Source organism: Streptomyces blastmyceticus (genome assembly GCF_039521185.1).
Lineage (GTDB): Bacteria > Actinomycetota > Actinomycetes > Streptomycetales > Streptomycetaceae > Streptomyces > Streptomyces blastmyceticus.
Genome location: NZ_BAAABW010000043.1, coordinates 65270 through 84240 on the forward strand (window position 1 = coordinate 65270; position 18971 = coordinate 84240).

The window sequence follows — 18971 nt, forward strand, 5'->3', positions numbered from 1 at the left end:
GTCCGTACATCTGTGTTGTCTCCTTTGCAACTCCACTGCAAACAAGGGCGGTTCGCGTGACGGATTCCCCGGGTATCACCTCGCGGGGAGGGCGAAAACACGCCATTCGGCAGACAAGCGCGAGGAGTTGGGCACATGTGCTGGTTCGAGGGACCACTCGCCGCTTTCGACACCGAGACCACGGGAGTCGATGTCGAGCACGACCGGATCGTCTCGGCTGCGGTGGTGGTGCAGTCGTCGGAGGGGGCGCCGCCGTCGGTCACCCGCTGGCTGGTGGATCCGGGGGTCCCGGTTCCGCCGGGGGCGACGGCGATACACGGCTTGACGGACGAGCACCTCCAGCGGAACGGGCGCTGGCCGGCTCCCGTGATGGAGGAGGTGGCGCGGTCGCTGGCCGAGCAGGCGGCGCACGGCATACCCATAGTGGTGATGAACGCGCCGTTCGATCTGACGCTGCTGGACCGGGAGTTGCGGCGGCACCGCGCGTCGGCGCTGGCGGCGTATCTCGGGTCGGCGGCGCTGTGTGTGCTGGATCCGTGGGTGCTGGACAAGCACCTGGACCGCTATCGCAAGGGCCGGCGCACGCTGACGGATCTGTGTGCGCAGTACGGGGTCGAGCTGACGGGTGCGCATGACGCGGCCGCGGACGCGCTGGCGTCGCTGGAGGTCGTGCGGGCGGTGGGGCGGCGTTTCGCGGCGCGGCTGGAGCGGCTGACGCCGGTGGAGCTGCACGCGCGGCAGGCGGTGTGGCACGCGGCGCAGGCGCGGGGGCTCCAGGCGTGGTTCGCCCGCAACGGTTCGCAGGAGGCGTGCGATCCGGCGTGGCCGCTGCGGCCGGCGCTGCCCGCGGCGGCGTGAGAGCGGCGGGAAGTGCGGCCGGCGGAAGGCGTGCTGCCGGTCAACGCACAAGGCCGCCACGTCGGTTGACGTGGCGGCCTTCTCGGGGTGGGCGATACTGGGTTCGAACCAGTGACCTCTTCGGTGTGAACGAAGCGCTCTCCCACTGAGCTAATCGCCCGAGCGGCTCTCGGGGTCTCCCCCGGGAACGCACTGAACAATACAGGCCGTGGCGGCGCTTCATCAAATTCGGTCGCCTCCGGCCTCCAGGCGGGCCCGGAGCCCTCGCCGCCCGCCGCGCATCATCCAGGCGTGATTGGCGACGAAGAGCGGTCGCGCGGGGATCGCGAGGCGCCTCATCAGGGGTTTGCGCACCTCGACGTCCTGCTCGAAGCGGGCCTGGCTGCCGGTGCGCCCGTGCGGCAGGACGGTCCAGCGCGCCCAGCCCTCCAGGTCGCCGGTCATGGCGATCTCCAGGGTGCGGGCGACGGGGTCGCGGCGGCCACCGTGGACGGCAAAGGCCAGCTCGTACGGGAGGAAGGAGTGGACCCGGAGGGTGCCCGCGTCGATGCCGGTGCGCCTGACCTCCCGCACCTGGGGCCACCAGGAGGGGTAGTCCTCCGGGACCTCCAGACAGGCGTAGAGCGTGTCGGGCGGGACGGGGAAGGCCCAAGCGGCGTGGAAGCGGTACCGGTTCGGGTCGACCAGTACCGACGGGAGAGGCATGGGCCCAGGACACAACAAAAAACCGAGGGTCTGCAAGGGGTGAAACCTTGCGGACCCTCGGTCCTGTGTGGGCGATACTGGGATCGAACCAGTGACCTCTTCGGTGTGAACGAAGCGCTCTCCCGCTGAGCTAATCGCCCGGGCGCACCGCAAACATTACCGCATGTCAGACGGTGTTCGGAACCGGCTCGGGGGCGGCTCAGCGGTGGGCGTTCCACTGCGGGGCCCGGGAGCCGAGGGCCGGTGGCTCCGCCGTGGTCCGCTCCCCGTGCGCGGGCGCCTCGGTCCGGCCACCGGCCGCCGTCGCGCGGGGCCGCCGCTCGTCACTCTCCGCATTCATACGCTCCAACGTACCGGACCGAACCGGAACTCACCGGAATGGCGGTATTCGCCGGGGAACGGCTCCGCCGTACGAGGTATCCGAACAGTCTCAAAACGGTCAGAGGGGTTTACAACGGCACCGTAGGTGGCATGTCGATTTCGCCGACGTGCGAATCCCCGAGCGCACACTGAGCGAAAGGCCCTGGCGCTTATGAACACCACGGTCAGCTGCGAGCTGCACCTGCGCCTCGTCGTGTCGAGCGAATCCTCACTGCCTGTACCCGCAGGCCTGCGGTACGACACGGCCGATCCGTATGCAGTGCACGCCACCTTCCACACCGGAGCCGAGGAGACGGTCGAGTGGGTCTTCGCCAGAGATCTGCTCGCCGAGGGGCTGCACCGGCCCACCGGCACCGGAGACGTCCGTGTCTGGCCGTCCCGCAGCCACGGTCAGGGCGTCGTCTGCATCGCCCTGAGCTCGCCCGAGGGCGAGGCCCTGCTGGAGGCCCCGGCGCGGGCCCTGGAGTCGTTCCTGAAGCGGACCGACGCCGCGGTGCCGCCGGGCACCGAGCACCGTCACTTCGACCTGGATACGGAGCTCTCGCACATCCTGGCCGAGAGCTGAGCCCGGGCCGGGGCTGACCCCGGCGCGCCCGCCCACTCGGGGGGTCGGGTGCGCACACCTCGCACAGTGCGGGCCGTACGGCGCCGTCACCGCGGATCCACCGCGGGCGACGGCGCCGTCGCGTTGTGGAGCCGCTAGAGTCGGTGCTCCCGATCGAACAAATGCCGCCCCAACCCGCGTCGGCCAGGGAGCGAACGAACCGTGCTGATCAACCACGACACCCGGTGCGCGCTCGACGCCGTGGTCGACCTCGTGAACACCGCGACCGCGGGGCCCGGGGGCGGGCCGGACACTCTCGCCGACGCGGCCGCGCTGCGGCAGTTCGTCGAGCGCCACGACATCAGCGGTGTCGGCGCTCTCGGGGAGCGGGATCTCGTGGCCGTACGGGCGGTGCGGGACCGGTTCGCGCGGGCCTTCGCGGCCGGGGAGACGGCGGCGCTCGCGGAGCTGCTGAACGCCATGGTGGCCGAGGCGGGGACGACGCCCCGGCTGACGGATCACGACGGCTACGACTGGCATGTGCACTACTTCGCGCCGGGGGCGTCCCTCGCCGAACACCTCGCCGCGGACGGCGGGATGGCGCTGGCCTTCCTTGTGGTGGCGGGCGAGCGGGAGCGGCTGCGGCGCTGCGAGGCGCCGGACTGCGGGCGCGCCTTCGTGGACCTCTCCCGCAACCGCTCGCGCCGCTACTGCGACGGGCGCACGTGCGGGAACCGGCTCCATGTCGCCGCGTACCGGGCCCGGCGCAAGGAAGCCACGGGCTGAGGAAGCGCCCCTTCGGCAAGGGCGTCCGACGGCCGGGAAAACATGCCGGAATGCGGATGCCGGAAATCGCACGGAGAAATTCGGGAAAGCGCGGGGGCGGCCCGGTATTCGGTCGCCCGGAGCATCCATGGCTGACGGGGCGACAAGCGGGCGGCCGTCGGGGCGGGTTCGCTAAATGCCGTGCTTTTTCAAAATGGCTTCGATATCCGAGAAGTCCTCGGCCCCGCCTGCCTTCTTACCCTTGGCCTGAGGTCGGGTCGCGGTGCGGGCCGGATCCAGTGACGGAGCGGAGGCGCCGGGGGCCAGTGCCTCGCGGCTCGCGGCGGCTGCTGCCGCCTTGCGCTCCTTGCGGCCGGCCTTGCCGCCCTCGGCTCCGCGCCGCTCCACCGCTCTGGTGATCATGAAGAGGACGGCCGAGAGCGCCAGCACGCCGAAGCCCAGCCAGACCCCGGGGTCGAAGACCAGGCCGGTGACCCAGCGGAGGATCCCCGTCATGGCCAGGCCGACCGGGACGAGGGCGTACGCGGCTATTCGGGCCGCGGCGAGGAAACGCTTGCGGTAGGCCGTCAGCACCGCGATGCCCAGGCCGGCCGCGGACACCGCCGTGGCACAGATCGTCGAGGCGAGCATCCTGCTCCTCCTGCTTTCTCGCGCTGCGCGGGGGCTCCCCGGGCGGGGTGCCTCCTTCCATCCTGCACCGGGCCGCGCCGCACTGGCCACGATCGGCCGGGGGCTCGGGGAGATCTGGGGGTCATCTCGGGGGCGCGCTCCTCCCCAGGGCTGACGCGCCCCTAGAGCGCCGGGGCTGGGAGACTGACCCCATGAGCGACACCAATACCGGCACCACCGCGCGTGCCACCCTCGACGTCTGGTGCGAGTTGCAGTGCCCGGACTGCCGGACGGCCCTCACCGACCTGCGCGCCCTGCGCGATCACTACGGCGACCGGCTGGACATCCGGCTGCGGCACTTCCCGCTGGAGAAGCACAAGCACTCCTACGCGGCCGCGCAGGCCGCCGAGGAGGCCGCCGAGCAGGGCAAGGGGTGGCCGTACGCCGAGGCGGTGCTGGCCCGCGTGGAGGAGCTGGCCGCCCGGGGCGAGGAGCTGCTCGTCGAGGTGGCCGGTGAGCTGGGGCTGGACGCCGAAGAGGTGGACACGGCGCTGATCGACGGCCGCCATCTGCTGATCGTCGACGCGGACCAGGCGGAGGGGAAGGCCATCGGGGTCAAGGGCACTCCGACGTATGTGATCGGCGGGGAGCTGCTGGACGGTTCCAAGGACCAGAGCGGTCTGCGGTCCCGCGTCGAGGCGATCGCGGACCGGCTGCTGGCGGGCTGATCCCGCCTCCCCTCTCCCCCGGGGCGCCACGACCGGCTACAGCAGTGGCTTGTAGAGGTGGTACTCCGTCGGCCGGTAGCCCAGGGACTCGTACAGGCGCAGGGCGGGTGTGTTGCCCGCGAAGACGTTGAGCCCGATCTCCGTGGCACCGGCGGCCAGCGACTCCGCCTCGGCGAGCAGCATCAGGGAGCGGCCGTGGCCGTGGCCGCGGTGCTCCTCGGCGACCTCGACGTCGTAGACGTAGGCGCCGGGCTCGTCGGGGCCGTGGTCGCGCAGGGCCACCCAGAGGGTGCCCACGGCGGTGCCGTGGTGGGTGAGGACCCTCAGCAGCGCGTGGGGGGTGGCCGGGCCGTCGGGGAGCGCGCTGCGGTGGTCGGCCGCGGCCTTGGCGTGCGCCTCGTCGGCGGGCACGCCCCGGTCGATCCAGCTCTGGGCGTAGGCGGCGCGCGCGTGCTCGTCCCAGGCGGTGTACTCGTCCTCGGCCATGGGCCGCCCCTCGGTGCCCTCGGGCAGCCGGGGGGCGGTGGTGAGCGGTTTGGCCATGTTGCGGTTGCGCTCGACGTAGCCGAGCGCGCCCGCGAGTCCCAGGGCGACCTCCGCCTCCGCGTCCAGGGAGACCTCGACGCGGCCGCACCCCCAGCCGCGCAGCACTTCTTCCGCGGCGAGCGCGGCGACGGTGCCGCGTCCGCGGTGGCGGTCCCGCTCGTCGATCCCCAGCCGGACGATCCGGCCGACCGTGGGGCCGAACCGGTCGTCGGTGGCCAGGTCGATGCGGCCGACGGGTCTGCTGTTGACGCAGACCTCGTACGAGCGGGACCGGCCGCCGGCGGCGGTGCGCTGTTCGGGGGCGGTGGGGCGCAGGGTGGTGGTCACTGAAGTTTTCTACCTGCCCCGCGCCCGTACGTCACGGGCTTTACGGATCGATGTCCGCGGCCGAGCGCTCCTCGAAGATCCGCGCGGCCTTGGCGGTCACGGGGCCCGGGGCGGTGGGCAGTTGGCGTCCGTCGACGGCGCGCACGGCCTGGACGTCGCGCAGGGTGGAGGTCAGGAAGATCTCTTCGGCACGGTCCAGGGCGTCGGCGGGCAGGGTGGTCTCGTGGGCGCCGGTCCACTCGACGACGAGGGCGCGGGTGATCCCGGCGAGGCAGCCGGAGGCGAGGGGCGGGGTGTGGAGTTCCCCGTCGAGGACGACGAAGACGTTGGATCCGGTGCCCTCGCAGAGCTCGTCGGCGGTGTTGGCGAAGAGGGCCTCGGTCGCGCCGTGTTCCCGGGCGCGGGCGAGGGCGACGACGTTCTCGGCGTACGAGGTGGACTTGAGCCCGGCGAGCGCGCCGCGTTCGTTGCGGGTCCAGGGGACGGTGACGGCGGTGGTGGTGTCGGGCCGCCGGGTGGTCGGGCCGAGGGCGACGACGAGGGTGGGGTCGGTGGCCTCGCGGTCGGAGCCGAGGGGGGCGAGGCCGCCGGTGTAGGTGATCCGGAGCCTGCCGAGCGGCATGGGGTTGGCGTCGAGGACCGCCGCGCAGGCCCGGCGGACCTCGTCGAGGTCGGGGGCGGGCAGGCCGAGGCCGCGGGCGGAGGCGGCCAGCCTGGTGAGGTGGCGGGTCAGGGCGAAGGGGCTGCCGTGGACGGCCTTGAGCGTCTCGAAGACGCCGTCGCCGACCGTCAGCCCGTGGTCGAAGACCGAGACGCGGGCGCTGTCCTCGTCGTACAGGGAGCCGTTGAGCCAGATCGTCACCGTTTCGTCCCTCCGAGCGGCTGGTGTGTGCCCGACGCTATCGCGAGGAGCCGGGACGCCTTGAGTTCCGTCTCGGCCCACTCCCGCTCGGGGTCCGAGCCCCAGGTGATCCCGGCGCCGGTGCCGAAGCGCAGGGTGGGGCGGGTGGTGCGGTCGATCCAGAAGGTGCGGATGCCCACGGCCAGTTCGCCGGTGCCGCGGTCGGCGTCGACCCAGCCGACGCCGCCGCAGTAGGGGCCGCGGGGCGCGGTCTCCAGGGACCGGATGATGTCCATGGCGCTGGCCTTGGGGGCGCCGGTGACCGAGCCGGGCGGGAAGGTGCCCGCGAAGAGCTCCGCCCATCCGGCGCCGTCGGCGAGGGTGCCGCGGACGGTGGAGACGAGGTGGACGAGGCCGGGGTGCGGTTCGACCGCGCAGAGTGCGGGGACGGTCACGGAGCCGGTGGCGCAGACACGCCCGAGGTCGTTGCGGACGAGGTCCACGATCATGACGTTCTCGGCGTGGTCCTTCTCCAGGAGGTCCGCCGCGGTGCGGCCGGTGCCCTTGATCGGCCCGGATTCGACGGTGCGGCCGGTGCGGCGCAGATAGAGCTCCGGGGAGGCGGTCGCGACCTCCACGCCGTGGGCGGGCAGGCGGACGGTGCCCGCGTAGGGGGCGGGGTTGCCGTGGGCGAGGAGCGCGGTCAGGGCGTCGATGTCGGCGGGGGCGCCGTCGGCGGTGTCCGGCAGGGGCGCGCTCAGGACGCGGCAGAGGTTGGCCTGATAGACCTCGCCGGCCGCGATGTGCTCGCGTATGCGGCGCACGCCCGCGACATAGGCGGCCCGGTCCAGGGAGGACGTCCAGTCCTCGCGCGCGGGGCCGTGCCAGCGGCCGGGGTCCGCCGTGGGGACGGGCGCGGGCCGTACGTCCCCGAAGCGGGCGCACAGCAGACCTCCCTCGAAGTCCGCGACCACCGCCCACCAGCCCGTGGAGTCCAGGGCTGCCGGGTCGCGGGTGACGTCGCGGAGATCGGTGGCGAGGAGGCCGCCGAAGCGGGCCATCGGGAGGGACATCGGAGGGGAGCGGTGCACGTCAACGAGTCTATGGCGGGGCCACGCCGGGTGGCCGGGACGGACAATCAGCGCAGCACGCTGCGGAAACGGAATTTGAGCTGGCGCTGGAATCCGCTAGAGTTCAACACGTCGCCGGGACGCGGAAGCGAACCGGACAGACACTGCGGACGTAGCTCAGTTGGTAGAGCACCACCTTGCCAAGGTGGATGTCGCGAGTTCGAGTCTCGTCGTCCGCTCGCAGTCTGGGGGATCTTCCCGAACCCCCGCACTCCTGGTGGAGTGGCCGAGAGGCGAGGCAACGGCCTGCAAAGCCGTCTACACGGGTTCAAATCCCGTCTCCACCTCCAAGGACGATTAGCTCAGCGGGAGAGCGCTTCCCTGACACGGAAGAGGTCACTGGTTCAATCCCAGTATCGTCCACCAAGGTCCGCACGGACCTTCCCGCGCGATTAGCTCAGCGGGAGAGCGCTTCCCTGACACGGAAGAGGTCACTGGTTCAATCCCAGTATCGCGCACGCAGTAACATCCCGGACGATTAGCTCAGCGGGAGAGCGCTTCCCTGACACGGAAGAGGTCACTGGTTCAATCCCAGTATCGTCCACCGAGATCCGCACGGATCTCCCCGCGCGATTAGCTCAGCGGGAGAGCGCTTCCCTGACACGGAAGAGGTCACTGGTTCAATCCCAGTATCGCGCACATGGATCGGCCGGAGGCCGGGGCTTAGAGCTCCGGCCTCCGGCCGTTTTCCGTGCCGGGACCCAGCTGTGCAGGCACTCGGCCGTGCCGGGACGCGCGACGGGCCGGGCACCTCCCCAGGTGCCCGGCCCGTCGTGCCGTCCGCCGTACCCCCGTCCCCACGGGGTTGATCAGCCGGTCCTGTCCCCGGCCCGGGCCGCTCTCCCGGGCCCGGGGCGCCTCAGCGCCCCAGCATTCCGGCCACGGACGACGCTTGGGTGACGACGGCGTCCCAGCCGCCGAAGACCACGGCGAGGAACCCCGCGAGGGGCAGCACCATGGCCGCCGCGACGAGGGGGTGGCGGGTGCCGGACGGGCGGGGGCCGAAGGCATCGACGGCCCGCTGGGCTTGTGTCCGGATGACCGAACGTCCCGCGGATTGCGCCATGGTCCTCTCCCGCCGTGCGACCCTTTCCCGCCGTTCACGCCTGCCGTGATCGACGAGCGGCGGGCGCTGACCTCGGGGGACGAGTGCGTCACCCGCCGCTCTTCCTCAAACACTAGGCGCGGGGGCCCTCGGGGGCGTCATGCCCTCGTACCGATTGCCGGGCCTCCCGGAGGATGACCGGGCCCCGGGCGGCTACTCCTCTGGTTGGAGACGGACGGGCCCGGTCCCCGGGTCTTCCCGGAGGGGGTGCCCGGGGCCCGTACGCCTGCCGCGGGCGTGACTTCGCTCACTTCGGGCGGGCCGCACCGCCGGGTGATCTTCATCTTTTCCGCTCCCCGGCCCGTGCCCGCTCCGCACGCCCCGGCCGGGTCCGCCACGCCCGCCGCGGCGGCGCGCCGCAGGCCGGAGGGGCGCCCAATCCCCCTTCTCCGGCTGCGGCTTGGGGGATCGCACCCGGCCCGGCCGTACGCAACCCGCTCCCCGGGCCCGGGCGTCGGGGATCCCACGGGGCTCCGGCAAACCGGTCGCCGACGCATGCGCGGCCTATCAGCGCGGTCGCCCGGCAATCCGTAAGCTGGGCACGTCAGACGGACCGGGCAGCGGGGATGAAGATGGCGATGATGCGGCTCCGGCGCGAGGACCCGCGTGTCGTCGGCTCGTTCCGGCTTCACCGCCGGCTGGGCGCAGGCGGCATGGGCGTGGTGTACCTCGGCTCCGACCGGCGCGGGCAGCGGGTGGCGCTCAAGGTGATCAGGCCGGACCTGGCCGAGGACCAGGAGTTCCGGTCGCGGTTCGCGCGTGAGGTGCAGGCGGCCCGGCGGATCCGCGGCGGGTGCACGGCGCGGCTGGTGGCCGCCGATCTGGACGCGGACCGCCCGTGGTTCGCCACGCAGTACGTACCGGGGCCCTCGCTGCACGACAAGGTGAACGAGGAGGGGCCGCTGTCGGCGGCTCAGACCGCGTCCATCGGGGCGGCGTTGGCCGAAGGCCTGCTCGCCGTGCACGACGCGGGGGTGGTGCACCGCGACCTGAAGCCGTCGAACATCCTGCTGTCGCCCAAGGGCCCCCGCATCATCGACTTCGGCATCGCCTGGGCGACCGGGGCGAGCACGCTGACGCACGTCGGGACGGCGGTCGGCTCGCCCGGCTTCCTGGCGCCCGAGCAGGTGCGCGGTGCCGCCGTGACGCCCGCGACGGACGTCTTCGCGCTGGGCGCGACCCTCGCGTACGCCTCGACGGCGGACTCCCCGTTCGGCCAGGGCAGTTCCGAGGTCATGCTCTACCGCGTCGTGCACGAGGAGCCGCAGCTCATGGCCGTGCCGGACGCGTTGGCGCCGCTGGTGCACGCGTGTCTGGCCAAGGATCCCGAGGAGCGGCCGAGCACGCTCCAGCTGTCGCTGCGGCTGAAGGAGATCGCGGCGCGCGAGGCGCACGGGCTGCCGGACGGCAGGCACCCGGCGGCGCGCCGGGAGCCCGAGCGGCCCGCGGGCCGGCGGGCCACGGAGTACGCGGAGCAGCGCACCGAGCGGCGTGCGGTCCAGGCGCACACCCCGCGCCCGCAGCCGCCGCGCCAGTCGGGCCCGGCCCGGCCGGCGGTGCCGCGTCCGGCGCGGCCCGGCGGGGCGCGCGGCGGGGCTCGTCCCGGTGTGCGGACGGGCTCCGGCGCCCGGCGTCCGGGGCCGGACCGGCGGCTGCTGCGGCAGCGCCTGACGGTCTTCGTCGTGGTGACGCTGCTGGTCGCGCTGGGCATCGCGGTGGCGCAGGGCTGCCAGGGCCCGGCGCACAGCATGGGCGGGCTGCCCCAGGTGCCCGTGGCGTCGCAGGGCCCGGCGGCGGCCGGTGACACGCCGTCGGCCCCGGACGGTTCCTGACGTCACGTCGGGGGCCGGGAGGCGTCAGCTCTCCGGGCGGCCCGTCGTCACGGCGTAGAACGCCACGGCCGCGGCCGCTCCGACGTTGAGGGAGTCGATGCCGTGGGCCATGGGGATGCGGACCCACTCGTCGGCGGCGCGCAGGGCGCGGGCCGACAGCCCGTCACCTTCCGCGCCGAGCATGAGCGCCACCCGGTCGAGCCGGTGCGGGGCGGCGGCGTCCATGGAGACGGCCTTCTCGTCCGGGGTCAGGCCCAGCACCCGGAACCCGGCGGCCCGCACGGTCTCCAGGTCCTGGGGCCAGGTCTCCAGGCGGGCGTAGGGCACGGAGAAGACGGCGCCCATGGACACCTTCACGGAGCGCCGGTAGAGCGGGTCGGCGCAGTCCGGGGAGAGCAGGACGGCGTCCATGCCCAGGGCGGCCGCGCTTCTGAAGATCGCACCGATGTTGGTGTGGTCCACCAGGCTTTCGAGGACGGCGACACGCCGGGCGTCCCGCAGCAGTTCACCGGCGTCCGGGAGCGGCTTGCGCGCCATGGAGGCGAGGGCGCCGCGGTGCACGTGGTAGCCGGTGACCCGCTCGGCGAGCTCGGGGGTGACGGTGTAGACGGGGGCGTCGCTCCCGTCGATGACGTCGCGCATGACGTCGACCCACTTGGCCGTGAGCAGCATGGACCGCATCGCGTACCCGGCCTGCCCGGCGCGCCTGATGACCTTCTCGCCCTCGGCGATGAAGAGTCCTTCGGCGGGCTCGCGCCTGCGCCGCAGCTCGACGTCGGTGAGGCCGGTGTAGTCGTGCAGCCTGGGGTCGTCGGGGTCGTCGATGGTGATGAGCTCGGCCATGCTGTGTCCTGGTCCTCTTTGGTGCGGGTCAGCCGCGGGGTTCCGGGCCGACCGTCACGACGTCGCCGATCACGATGACGGCCGGGGGGCGTATGCCCTCCGCCTTGACCCGCTCCCCCGCGGTGGCGAGGGTCGCGTCGATGCGGCGCTGGGCGGCGGTCGTGCCTTCCTGGACCACCGCGACGGGGGTGGCGGCGGGGCGGCCGTGGTGGATGAGGGTGGCGGCGATCGCGCCGATGTTCTCCACCGACATCAGCAGCACGAGCGTGCCGCGCAGCTTGGCGAGGGCGGCCCAGTCGACGAGGGAGCGCGCGTCGTCGGGGGCGACGTGCCCGCTGGCGACGGTGAACTCGTGGGCCACGCCCCGGTGGGTGACCGGGATCCCGGCGGCGGCGGGCACGCTGATGGTGCTGGAGATGCCGGGTACGACGGTGCAGGGGATGCCCTGCTCGGCCAGCGCCTGGACCTCCTCCATGCCGCGGCCGAAGACGAAGGGGTCGCCGCCCTTCAGCCGGACCACGGTCTTCCCGGCGCGGGCGTGCTCGACGAGGGCGTTGTTGATGGCCTCCTGGGCCATGAACCGGCCGTACGGGATCTTCGCCGCGTCGATCACCTCGACGTGCGGCGGGAGTTCGTCGAGGAGGTCGCGGGGGCCGAGGCGGTCGGCGATGACCACGTCTGCCTCCGCGAGCAGCCTGCGGCCGCGCACGGTGATCAGGTCGGGGTCGCCGGGCCCGCCGCCGACGAGGGCGACGCTGCCGGGGCCGGCGCCGGTGTCGCGGGCGCGGTAGCGCGGGGCGGCGAGGGAGCCGTCGCGCAGGCCCTCCACGACGGCGTCGCGTACGGCGGCGGAGCGGCGCGGGTCCCGGCCGGTGAGCACGGCGACGGTGACGCCCTCGCTGCGGCCGGTGGCCGGGGTCCAGGCGGTGGCCGCGTCGGCGTCGTCGCTGCGCACGGCCCACACCCGGCGGGCCTCGGCCTCGGCGGAGGCCGCCTCGTTGGCGGCCGGGTCGTCGGTGGAGATCAGCGCGTACCAGGCGCCGTCCAGGTCGCCGTCCCGGTAACGGCGGCGCTCCCAGCGGAATTCGCCCGCTTCCGCCATGGCCTCGACGGAGGGGGTCGCGGACGGGGAGATCAGCAGCACGTCCGCGCCGGCCGCGACGAGGGCGGGCAGCCGGCGCTGGGCGACCTGGCCGGCACCGAGGACGACGACGCGCCGACCGGAGAGACGCAGTCCGACGGGATAGGCGCTTTCGCTGCGCGCGGGCTCGGCCATGGCTCCTCCGGAGTGGCTGGTCAGGGTGCTGGTGACACTCTATGGGCTCCCGCATCGGGGCCCGTCCCCTGTCCGGGTTCCGGGGGTTGCGCCCCGTCAGGGGCGCGGGGAACTGCGCGACCGGCCACGGACGACCCGCGGACGCGATCCGGGCTCACGCCCCACCCCGGTGGGCTCGACCGGCGGGGTGGGGCGGAGCCCCGGAAGGGTCAGCCCTTCTCGGTGACACCCGCGGCATCGAACGTCGCCACCTCGTGCATCGCCCGCGCAGCGCTCTGCACGACCGGCAGGGCCAGCAGCGCGCCCGTGCCCTCGCCGAGGCGGAGGTCGAGGTCGACCAGCGGGCGCAGGCCCAGCTTGGTGAGGGCCGCGACGTGGCCCGGCTCCGCGCTGCGATGACCGGCGATGCACGCGGCCAGCGCCTCGGGGGCGATCGCCCGCGCCACCAGCGCGGCCGCCCCGGCGCTCACGCCGTCCAGGATCACGGGCGTGCGCAGCGACGCGCCGCCCAGGATCAGGCCGACGAGCGCGGCGTGCTCCAGGCCGCCGACCGCGGCGAGGACGCCGATCGGGTCCTTCGGGTCCGGCTGGTGGAGTTCGAGCGCGCGCCGGACGACGTCGACCTTGCGGGCGTGCATCTCGTCGTTGATGCCCGTGCCGCGGCCGGTGATCTCGGCGGGGTCCGCCTCGGTGTAGACGGCGATGAGGGCGGCCGACACGGTGGTGTTGGCGATGCCCATCTCGCCGGTCAGCAGCGCCTTGTTGCCCGCCGCGACGAGGTCGCGGGCCGTCTCGATGCCCACCTCGATCGCGCGCAGCGCCTCTTCGCGGGACATCGCGGCGCCGGTCGTGAAGTCGCTCGTGCCGGGCCGGATCTTGCGCGGGAGGAGGCCGGGGGTGCTGGGCAGGTCGCCCGCGACGCCGACGTCCACGACGCAGACCTCGGCGCCCACCTGGTTGGCGAAGGCGTTGCACACGGCGCCGCCGCCCAGGAAGTTGGCGACCATCTGCGAGGTGACCTCCTGCGGCCACGCCGTGACGCCCTGGGCGTGCACGCCGTGGTCGCCCGCGAAGATCGCCACGGCGGCGGGCTCCGGGATCGGCGGCGGGCACTTCCGCGAGAGGCCGCACAGCTGCGCGGAGATGATCTCCAGCATGCCGAGCGCGCCGGAGGGCTTGGTCATCCGCTTCTGGCGCTCCCACGCCTCGCCGAGCGCCTTGGCGTCCAGCGGCCGGATGCCGCGCAGGGTCTCCGAGAGGAGGTCGTGCGGGTCCTCGCCGGGCAGCGCGCGCCGCCCGTACGTCTCCTCGTGCACGACCCACGACAGGGGGCGCCGCTTGGCCCAGCCCGCCTGCATCAGCTCGGGCTCGTCGGGGAACTCGTCGACGTACCCGACGCAGAGGTAGGCGACGACCTCCAGGTGCTCGGGCAGCCCGAGTTCGCGCACCATCTCCCGCTCGTCGAAGAAGCTGACCCAGCCGACGCCGAGCCCTTCGGCGCGCGCGGCGAGCCAGAGGTTCTCGACGGCGAGCGCGGAGGAGTACGGGGCCATCTGCGGCTGGGTGTGCCGACCGAGGGTGTGGCGGCCGCCGCGGGTGGGGTCGGCGGTGACGACGATGTTGACGGGCGTGTCGAGGATCGCCTCGATCTTCAGTTCCTTGAACTGCTTGGCCCGTGCCTTGGGGAGGGACTTGGCGTACGCGTCGCGCTGACGCGCCGCCAGCTCGTGCATCGCCTGCCGGGTCTCGGCGGAGCGGATGACGACGAAGTCCCAGGGCTGGGAGTGCCCGACGCTCGGCGCGGTGTGCGCGGCCTCCAGGACGCGCAGCAGCACCTCGTGCGGGATGGGGTCGGTGCGGAAGCCCTTGCGGATGTCGCGCCGTTCCCGCATCACGCGGTGGACGGCGGCGCGCTCCGCGTCGCCGTAGCCGACGGCCGCGGGGCCGGCCGGCTCCTCGTACACCACCTCCGGTGCCTCCTCGGGCGCGTGCTGCACGGGCTCGGGGCCGGCGTCCGCGACGGCGGTGCGCGGCGCGGGGACGGCCACGGGCTCGGGCGCGGCGGCGGGGACCGGCTCCTGCTGCGGGGCGGGGATGTGCACGGCGGCGGGTGCCGCCGGCTCCTCCTCCTGCTGCGCGGGTACGGGCTCCACGGCGTCGGGCGCGGCCGCCTCGGCCGGTACGGGCCGCGGCTCGGCGTGCACGACCACGGTGTCCTGTGCGAGGGCGGCGGTCTGCTGGACCACCGTGTCCTGCGGCCGGGGTACGAGGTGCACGTCCTCGGAGACCTGCTCCTGCGGCGCGGCCTCCTGCTCGGCGGCCGGTGCCTGCGGCACGACGGCGTCGACGACCGCGACGGGCGCGGGTGCCTCGGCCACGGGGACCTGCGGCTGCCGGTCGGCCTCGGGGGCCGGTACGGCCTGCGGCTCGGGGGCAACAGCCGTGACGGGAGCGGCCGGTACGGGCTCCGCGGCCTCGGCGACCGGGGCCGGGACCGGCTCGGGAGCGGCGGCGGCCGGGGCCTCCGGCGCCTCCTCGGAAAGCGGCACGGCGGCGGGAACCGGCTGTCCGGAACCGGCGTCTACAGATGCGGGCGCCTCCACCACGGCCGGCGCGGGCTGCGGCGCCTCGGCGGCCACCGGTACCGGGATCTGCTCGGCGGCCGCTTCGGTGACGCCGGAGTTTTCGGCGGCTTCGTTCTCGGCGGCATTGTTCATGGCGACAGCGGGAGCCTCGGTGACAGCAGTGCCCTCGGCGGCGACCGGAGCCTGCTGCGCGCTGTCGACGGCCGGTGCCACGGCCACGGGGACCTGCTCACCGGAACCGGCGTCCGCGTACACCGGGACGGCCTCGGCGGGCGCGGCCTCCTGCGGTACGGGCGCGGGCCGGGCGCTCTCCTGGACCTGGACGGGCTCCACGACCGGGCCCGGCGACTGGGGCAGGGGCTCGGGTGCGACGTGCGCGTCGGCGGGCGCGGCCTGGGGCACCTCGGACGGTACGGGCGCGGCCTCCGCGACAGCCGTGACGGCGACGGCGACCTGGGGAACGGCCTGGTGCACGGGTGCCACCGGCTCGGCCGCGACCGGCTCTACTGCCGTCGGCTCGACTGCCATCGGCTCGACGGCGACCGGCGGAGCCGTGACGGCTGACGTCACGTCAACAGGCATGTCAAGAGGCATGTCAACAGGCACATCGGCAGGTGCGGCGACGGGCTCGCTCTGTGCCACGGCCGGTGCCACCGGCTGCTGCGTGACGACCGGGTGTTCGGCCGGGATCTGCTCGGCGGCGACGGCCTCCGTGCCCGGCGCGGTCTGTCCGGAACCGTCGGCGACTATCCCGTGGCCCGTGTCGGCCGGGTGTGCGGCGGTGGCCTGCGCGGGCACGAAGGCGACGGCGGGAGCCGCGGGCGCTTCCGCGACCGGCGCGGGGGCCGCCTCCGCCACGGGTTCGGCGACGGGTACCGGGGCGGGCTCCGCTGCCACGTGCTGCGGCTGCGCGTCCCAGGTGCCCGGCTGCTGCTGCGGCACCTCGCCGAGCCGCGGGGCCTGCTGGACGTCCGCGCCCTCGTGCGGGACGTCGAGGTATTCGGGGCCCTGGCCCGGCGTCACGGGCGGCGCGGGCTGGCGCCCGGGCGCGGGCGCCTGGTGCGGGGCCGCCGGGCCACGGTCGGCGAGGGAACGCACGACCCCGCCCGTGGGATCCGGCACGGGCGGGCCCATGTGCAGGGGGCGCCGCGGGGCCGCGGGCGCGGCCGGGGCGGCGGAGCCGGGCGGCGTCCGGACGTCGCCGTAATCGACGGAGCCGGTGTCGCGGCCGCCGGTCTCGTGCGTGCCGCCCTGGACGGCGGGCTGTTCCATCCAGGCGCCCTGGGCGCCCGGCATCAGCAGGAGGTCGTCCTCCTCGGCGCCGTCCGCCTCACCACCGTGGTCCAGGAAGGTGTAGGCGGCCGGGGCGCCGGGATCGGCAGGGGCCACGGCATCCGCGGGGAACGAGGGGCCGGGAAGCTCGCCTGCGTTCTCCGGCTGTCCCTCGCCCGGGAACTGGCCGGTGTCGGTCATGCGTACCCCTCGCCCATCGGTAGTGCTCCTTCCAACCGCTCACGCCCATAGTCAAGAACGAGCGTCCATGCCTCGCGGCACGTTGCATGTCGCCCGCCCCTACCTTGCCGTGCTCCCGCCAAAAGGAGGGAACGTTCGGGACATTGACGACTGTGGTGTCGGACACCGAGGGGCGGTACAACGATCCGCAACCCTACCCTCCGCCCGGCGCGCCGGGCTCACAGGTGGGTGTGGCGACCACTCAGAAGGAAGGCCACGGCGCGCTCGCGCTCGGTCCACGCGCCGGTGTCGAGCTCCACCGCCTGGAGCAGCGCGCACTCCACGGCGTAGCCGCCTTCGGCGAGCGCCCGGCCGATGGCCTCGGCCTCGTCGCGGGTCGCGGCGTGGGCGACGATCCGCTCGGGACGGCGCGCGGCGCACGCGGCGACGACGGGCGCTCCCCCGCCGCCGACGCGGACGACGTCGGGCTCGGGGAGGTCCTCCAGGACGTGGGGGGCGATGCCGTGGACGACCTGGAGCTGTACGCCGTAGCGGCGGGCGGCGGCGGCGGTGCGGGCGCAGGCGTCGGCGTCGCGGTCGACGGCGATGACGGCGGCGCCGAACCGGGCGGCCTCGACGGAGGCCGCTCCGCTCGCGGATCCGATGTCCCAGACGAGGTCGCCCACGCGGGGCCCCAGCCGGGCCAGTTGGGCGGCGCGCAGCTCGGCGGACTCGCCTTCGCCGAGGCCGGTGCCGTAGGCGTCGGAGGGCAGGGCCCAGCCGCGGACGGCCGGGGGGTAGCCGGGGTCGCGGCCCGCGATCCAGCCGCCGGCGGTGCGCTGCCGGGTGGCTCCCCAGCCCTGGGCCGCGGGCTGGGCGGCGCCGGGTCCTGAGCCGCCGATGACGATGACGACGTTGGGGTCGCGCCAGGTGTGGTCGGGGACCTTGTCGGAGGTGAGGACGGTGACCTGTTCGCGGTCGGTGCCCAGTTCCTCGCAGATGACGAAGGTGCGGTGCACGGGCCCGAGGAGGAGGGCGAGTTCGGCGGGGCCCGCGCCGGGCGAGGTGAGGACGGCGACCTTGGTGTGGGCGCGGCAGACGTTGACGGCGCGCCGCAGGTCGCGGCTGTGGGCGACGACGACCTGGGCGTCGTCCCAGGGCATGCCCACGCGGGCGAAGGCGGCGGCGACGGCCGAGACGGCGGGGACGACCTCGACCTCCAGGCCGTGCTGGGGGGCGCGCAGGGCGCGCACGACGCCGAAGAAGCCGGGGTCGCCGTCGGCGAGGACCACGGCGGAGCCGCGGTGTCCGGCGATGCGGCGGGCGGCGAGGTCGACGCTGCCGAGCCTGACGCGCTCGGCTGTGGGCGGGATCTCGGGCAGCGCGAGGTGGTGTCCCGCGCCCGCCACCAGGGTGGCGGCGGCCAGGGCCGAGCGGGCCGTGTCCGTCAGCGGTGAGCCGTCCCACCCGATCACCGTGACCCGGTCGGCCATCGTCGTCAGTCTCCTGGGGCTCGTTGTCGCGGGTCGGGGAGCCCACACAGGCGTGGGCAGGGTGAGGTTACCCCGGTCGGTCCGGGCCGAGGGGCCCGCGGACGGTCCGGAGTGGGCGCGTGCGGTCGTACGGGCGGGTGCGCCCGCGGGCCGCGCGCCGGGTCAGCGCCAGTCGCGGAAGGCCCCCGCGTAGCCGGGGCCGCTCGCGTGCTGTTCGCGCACCTCGTCGAGGTCCTCGGGGAGCAGGCTCCAGACGATGAGGTCGCTGCGGGTCTCCGTCCAGCTGCCGTCGGCCGTGCGGCCGCGGCCTATCCAGGCGTTGCGCAGGACTCCCTCGCTGATGCAGCCGATCTTCTGGGCGACCTGCTGGGAGGCGGTGTTGTCGGCCGCGGTGCGCAGTTCGAGACGCTCGAACCGCTGGTCGCGGAAGAGCCATTCGGCGACGGCGAGCACGGATTCACAGGCGTAGCCCTCGCCGCGGGCCCAGGGGGCGACGACATAGCCGACCTCGGCGGAGAGGGTGCGCCAGTCGGTGTGGTGCAGGTGCACACAGCCCACGAGGCGCTGGGTGAGGAACTCGGTGACCGCAAAGACGATTCCGCGCCCCTGGGTGCGCTCGGCCGGCGCCTGGCGCAGCGCCCAGTCGCGGGCGTCGGCGGTGGTGTAGGGGTGGGGCGCGGAGGTCCAGGCGGTGACGAGTTCGTCGCTCATCATCTCGGCGAGCGCGGGCACGTCCTGGGCGTCGAACGGGCGCAGCACCAGCCGGTCCGTACTGATGGAGATGTCCGGGAAGGTGGATGTCATGTGCTGCTCCAACGCCGGGGAGGGTGTGCTCGGGACGGTCTCGGTCCTGGCTTCGAGTGCACCAGCATGCAGCATGGGTGCGCGGGTGCGCCAAGCGCGACCCCGTACGGCCGCAGGCCCGCGCAC

General features: G+C 74.2%; 17 protein-coding genes and 8 tRNA genes. 11 read left to right on the top strand and 14 right to left on the bottom strand.

Translation table 11 applies throughout. The annotated features are described in order from the left end of the window. The first annotated feature begins 135 nt into the window (after positions 1-135). Positions 136-858 carry a 3'-5' exonuclease gene (locus ABD269_RS34645; RefSeq protein ID WP_301888935.1) on the top strand — a complete coding sequence of 241 codons (723 nt, stop codon included), beginning with the start codon at positions 136-138 and terminating at the stop codon, positions 856-858. A gap of 88 nt (positions 859-946) precedes the next feature. Here the strand turns inward: ABD269_RS34645 and ABD269_RS34650 are convergent. From ABD269_RS34650 to ABD269_RS34665, 4 genes are all read right to left on the bottom strand, one after another. Then, positions 947-1018: transfer RNA gene (locus ABD269_RS34650), tRNA-Val, on the bottom strand. A 62-nt stretch (positions 1019-1080) separates the two neighbouring features. Then, positions 1081-1563, bottom strand: a complete 483-nt coding sequence (locus ABD269_RS34655) for an SRPBCC family protein (protein ID WP_344124531.1) — start codon at positions 1561-1563, stop codon at positions 1081-1083. 68 nt (positions 1564-1631) lie between these two features. After that, positions 1632-1703: transfer RNA gene (locus ABD269_RS34660), tRNA-Val, on the bottom strand. Positions 1704-1762: 59 nt separating this feature from the next. Beyond that, a complete protein-coding gene (locus ABD269_RS34665) occupies positions 1763-1903 on the bottom strand; it encodes a hypothetical protein (RefSeq protein ID WP_344124533.1) in 141 nt (46 codons plus the stop codon). A 192-nt stretch (positions 1904-2095) separates the two neighbouring features. Between ABD269_RS34665 and ABD269_RS34670 the strand changes: the two genes are divergently transcribed. Then, positions 2096-2509 carry an SsgA family sporulation/cell division regulator gene (locus tag ABD269_RS34670; RefSeq protein ID WP_003959770.1) on the top strand — a complete coding sequence of 138 codons (414 nt, stop codon included), beginning with the start codon at positions 2096-2098 and terminating at the stop codon, positions 2507-2509. Positions 2510-2710: 201 nt separating this feature from the next. Beyond that, complete coding sequence (locus ABD269_RS34675) at positions 2711-3274, top strand: CGNR zinc finger domain-containing protein (protein WP_344124535.1); 564 nt, start codon at positions 2711-2713, stop codon at positions 3272-3274. A 171-nt stretch (positions 3275-3445) separates the two neighbouring features. Here ABD269_RS34675 and ABD269_RS34680 read toward each other — a convergent pair whose 3' ends face one another. Further along, positions 3446-3904 carry a hypothetical protein gene (locus ABD269_RS34680; protein WP_301888811.1) on the bottom strand — a complete coding sequence of 153 codons (459 nt, stop codon included), beginning with the start codon at positions 3902-3904 and terminating at the stop codon, positions 3446-3448. 191 nt (positions 3905-4095) lie between these two features. Here ABD269_RS34680 and ABD269_RS34685 point away from each other — a divergent pair, with 191 nt between their 5' ends. Then, positions 4096-4611, top strand: coding sequence for a DsbA family protein (locus tag ABD269_RS34685; RefSeq protein WP_301888809.1), 516 nt, complete (start codon positions 4096-4098; stop codon positions 4609-4611). A gap of 36 nt (positions 4612-4647) precedes the next feature. Here the strand turns inward: ABD269_RS34685 and ABD269_RS34690 are convergent, their stop codons facing one another. The 3 genes from ABD269_RS34690 to ABD269_RS34700 are packed head-to-tail and all read right to left on the bottom strand — an operon-like array spanning position 4648 to position 7398. Next, entirely contained in the window at positions 4648-5484 is an 837-nt protein-coding gene (locus ABD269_RS34690; protein WP_344124540.1) for a GNAT family N-acetyltransferase, read from the bottom strand. Between the two features lie 40 nt (positions 5485-5524). Next, entirely contained in the window at positions 5525-6346 is an 822-nt protein-coding gene (locus tag ABD269_RS34695) for an aminotransferase class IV (RefSeq protein WP_344124542.1), read from the bottom strand. Next, positions 6343-7398: a chorismate-binding protein gene (locus tag ABD269_RS34700; RefSeq protein ID WP_344124561.1), complete on the bottom strand. Its 1056-nt coding sequence runs from the start codon at positions 7396-7398 to the stop codon at positions 6343-6345. The genes ABD269_RS34695 and ABD269_RS34700 overlap by 4 nt, the downstream gene beginning before the upstream one ends. A 163-nt stretch (positions 7399-7561) precedes the next feature. Here ABD269_RS34700 and ABD269_RS34705 point away from each other — a divergent pair. The 6 genes from ABD269_RS34705 (at position 7562) to ABD269_RS34730 (ending at position 8094) form a co-directional block, all read left to right on the top strand. Beyond that, a tRNA-Gly gene (locus ABD269_RS34705) sits at positions 7562-7634 on the top strand. A gap of 37 nt (positions 7635-7671) precedes the next feature. Then, positions 7672-7745 (top strand) — tRNA-Cys (locus ABD269_RS34710). 1 nt (position 7746) lies between these two features. Beyond that, positions 7747-7821: transfer RNA gene (locus ABD269_RS34715), tRNA-Val, on the top strand. Between the two features lie 20 nt (positions 7822-7841). After that, positions 7842-7913, top strand: a tRNA-Val gene (locus ABD269_RS34720). A gap of 14 nt (positions 7914-7927) precedes the next feature. After that, positions 7928-7999 (top strand) — tRNA-Val (locus ABD269_RS34725). A 23-nt stretch (positions 8000-8022) separates the two neighbouring features. Beyond that, positions 8023-8094: transfer RNA gene (locus tag ABD269_RS34730), tRNA-Val, on the top strand. 220 nt (positions 8095-8314) lie between these two features. Here ABD269_RS34730 and ABD269_RS34735 read toward each other — a convergent pair. Next, entirely contained in the window at positions 8315-8521 is a 207-nt protein-coding gene (locus ABD269_RS34735; protein ID WP_301888805.1) for a hypothetical protein, read from the bottom strand. 611 nt (positions 8522-9132) lie between these two features. On the opposite strand from ABD269_RS34735, the gene ABD269_RS34740 reads away from it, so the two are divergent. Beyond that, positions 9133-10392, top strand: coding sequence for a serine/threonine-protein kinase (locus ABD269_RS34740; RefSeq protein WP_301894559.1), 1260 nt, complete (start codon positions 9133-9135; stop codon positions 10390-10392). 24 nt (positions 10393-10416) lie between these two features. Here ABD269_RS34740 and ABD269_RS34745 read toward each other — a convergent pair whose 3' ends face one another. The 5 genes from ABD269_RS34745 to ABD269_RS34765 form a co-directional block, all read right to left on the bottom strand. Further along, positions 10417-11235: a TrmH family RNA methyltransferase gene (locus tag ABD269_RS34745; RefSeq protein WP_344124545.1), complete on the bottom strand. Its 819-nt coding sequence runs from the start codon at positions 11233-11235 to the stop codon at positions 10417-10419. Positions 11236-11263: 28 nt separating this feature from the next. Next, on the bottom strand, positions 11264-12511 hold the full coding sequence (gene cobA, locus ABD269_RS34750) for a uroporphyrinogen-III C-methyltransferase (RefSeq protein WP_344124547.1): 1248 nt from the start codon (positions 12509-12511) through the stop codon (positions 11264-11266). Positions 12512-12720: 209 nt separating this feature from the next. Beyond that, positions 12721-16569: a nicotinate-nucleotide--dimethylbenzimidazole phosphoribosyltransferase gene (gene cobT / locus ABD269_RS34755; protein WP_344124549.1), complete on the bottom strand. Its 3849-nt coding sequence runs from the start codon at positions 16567-16569 to the stop codon at positions 12721-12723. 218 nt (positions 16570-16787) lie between these two features. Continuing rightward, positions 16788-18041 (bottom strand): precorrin-6y C5,15-methyltransferase (decarboxylating) subunit CbiE, encoded by a 1254-nt coding sequence (gene cbiE / locus ABD269_RS34760; protein ID WP_344124551.1) that lies wholly within the window; start codon positions 18039-18041, stop codon positions 16788-16790. Between the two features lie 162 nt (positions 18042-18203). Beyond that, positions 18204-18845 carry a GNAT family N-acetyltransferase gene (locus ABD269_RS34765; protein WP_344124553.1) on the bottom strand — a complete coding sequence of 214 codons (642 nt, stop codon included), beginning with the start codon at positions 18843-18845 and terminating at the stop codon, positions 18204-18206. Between the last annotated feature and the right edge of the window lie 126 nt (positions 18846-18971).

Bases quoted from the DNA above. Each gene is read 5' to 3' on its own strand.
- ABD269_RS34740 (WP_301894559.1), top strand. From the start codon at position 9,133: ATGGCGATGATGCGGCTCCGGCGCGAGGACCCGCGTGTCGTCGGCTCG.
- ABD269_RS34655 (WP_344124531.1), bottom strand. From the start codon at position 1,563: ATGCCTCTCCCGTCGGTACTGGTCGACCCGAACCGGTACCGCTTCCAC.
- ABD269_RS34665 (WP_344124533.1), bottom strand. From the start codon at position 1,903: ATGAATGCGGAGAGTGACGAGCGGCGGCCCCGCGCGACGGCGGCCGGT.
- ABD269_RS34700 (WP_344124561.1), bottom strand. From the start codon at position 7,398: ATGTCCCTCCCGATGGCCCGCTTCGGCGGCCTCCTCGCCACCGATCTC.
- ABD269_RS34735 (WP_301888805.1), bottom strand. From the start codon at position 8,521: ATGGCGCAATCCGCGGGACGTTCGGTCATCCGGACACAAGCCCAGCGG.
- cbiE (WP_344124551.1), bottom strand. From the start codon at position 18,041: ATGGCCGACCGGGTCACGGTGATCGGGTGGGACGGCTCACCGCTGACG.
- ABD269_RS34685 (WP_301888809.1), top strand. From the start codon at position 4,096: ATGAGCGACACCAATACCGGCACCACCGCGCGTGCCACCCTCGACGTC.
- cobT (WP_344124549.1), bottom strand. From the start codon at position 16,569: ATGACCGACACCGGCCAGTTCCCGGGCGAGGGACAGCCGGAGAACGCA.
- ABD269_RS34745 (WP_344124545.1), bottom strand. From the start codon at position 11,235: ATGGCCGAGCTCATCACCATCGACGACCCCGACGACCCCAGGCTGCAC.
- ABD269_RS34680 (WP_301888811.1), bottom strand. From the start codon at position 3,904: ATGCTCGCCTCGACGATCTGTGCCACGGCGGTGTCCGCGGCCGGCCTG.
- ABD269_RS34765 (WP_344124553.1), bottom strand. From the start codon at position 18,845: ATGACATCCACCTTCCCGGACATCTCCATCAGTACGGACCGGCTGGTG.
- cobA (WP_344124547.1), bottom strand. From the start codon at position 12,511: ATGGCCGAGCCCGCGCGCAGCGAAAGCGCCTATCCCGTCGGACTGCGT.
- ABD269_RS34670 (WP_003959770.1), top strand. From the start codon at position 2,096: ATGAACACCACGGTCAGCTGCGAGCTGCACCTGCGCCTCGTCGTGTCG.
- ABD269_RS34645 (WP_301888935.1), top strand. From the start codon at position 136: ATGTGCTGGTTCGAGGGACCACTCGCCGCTTTCGACACCGAGACCACG.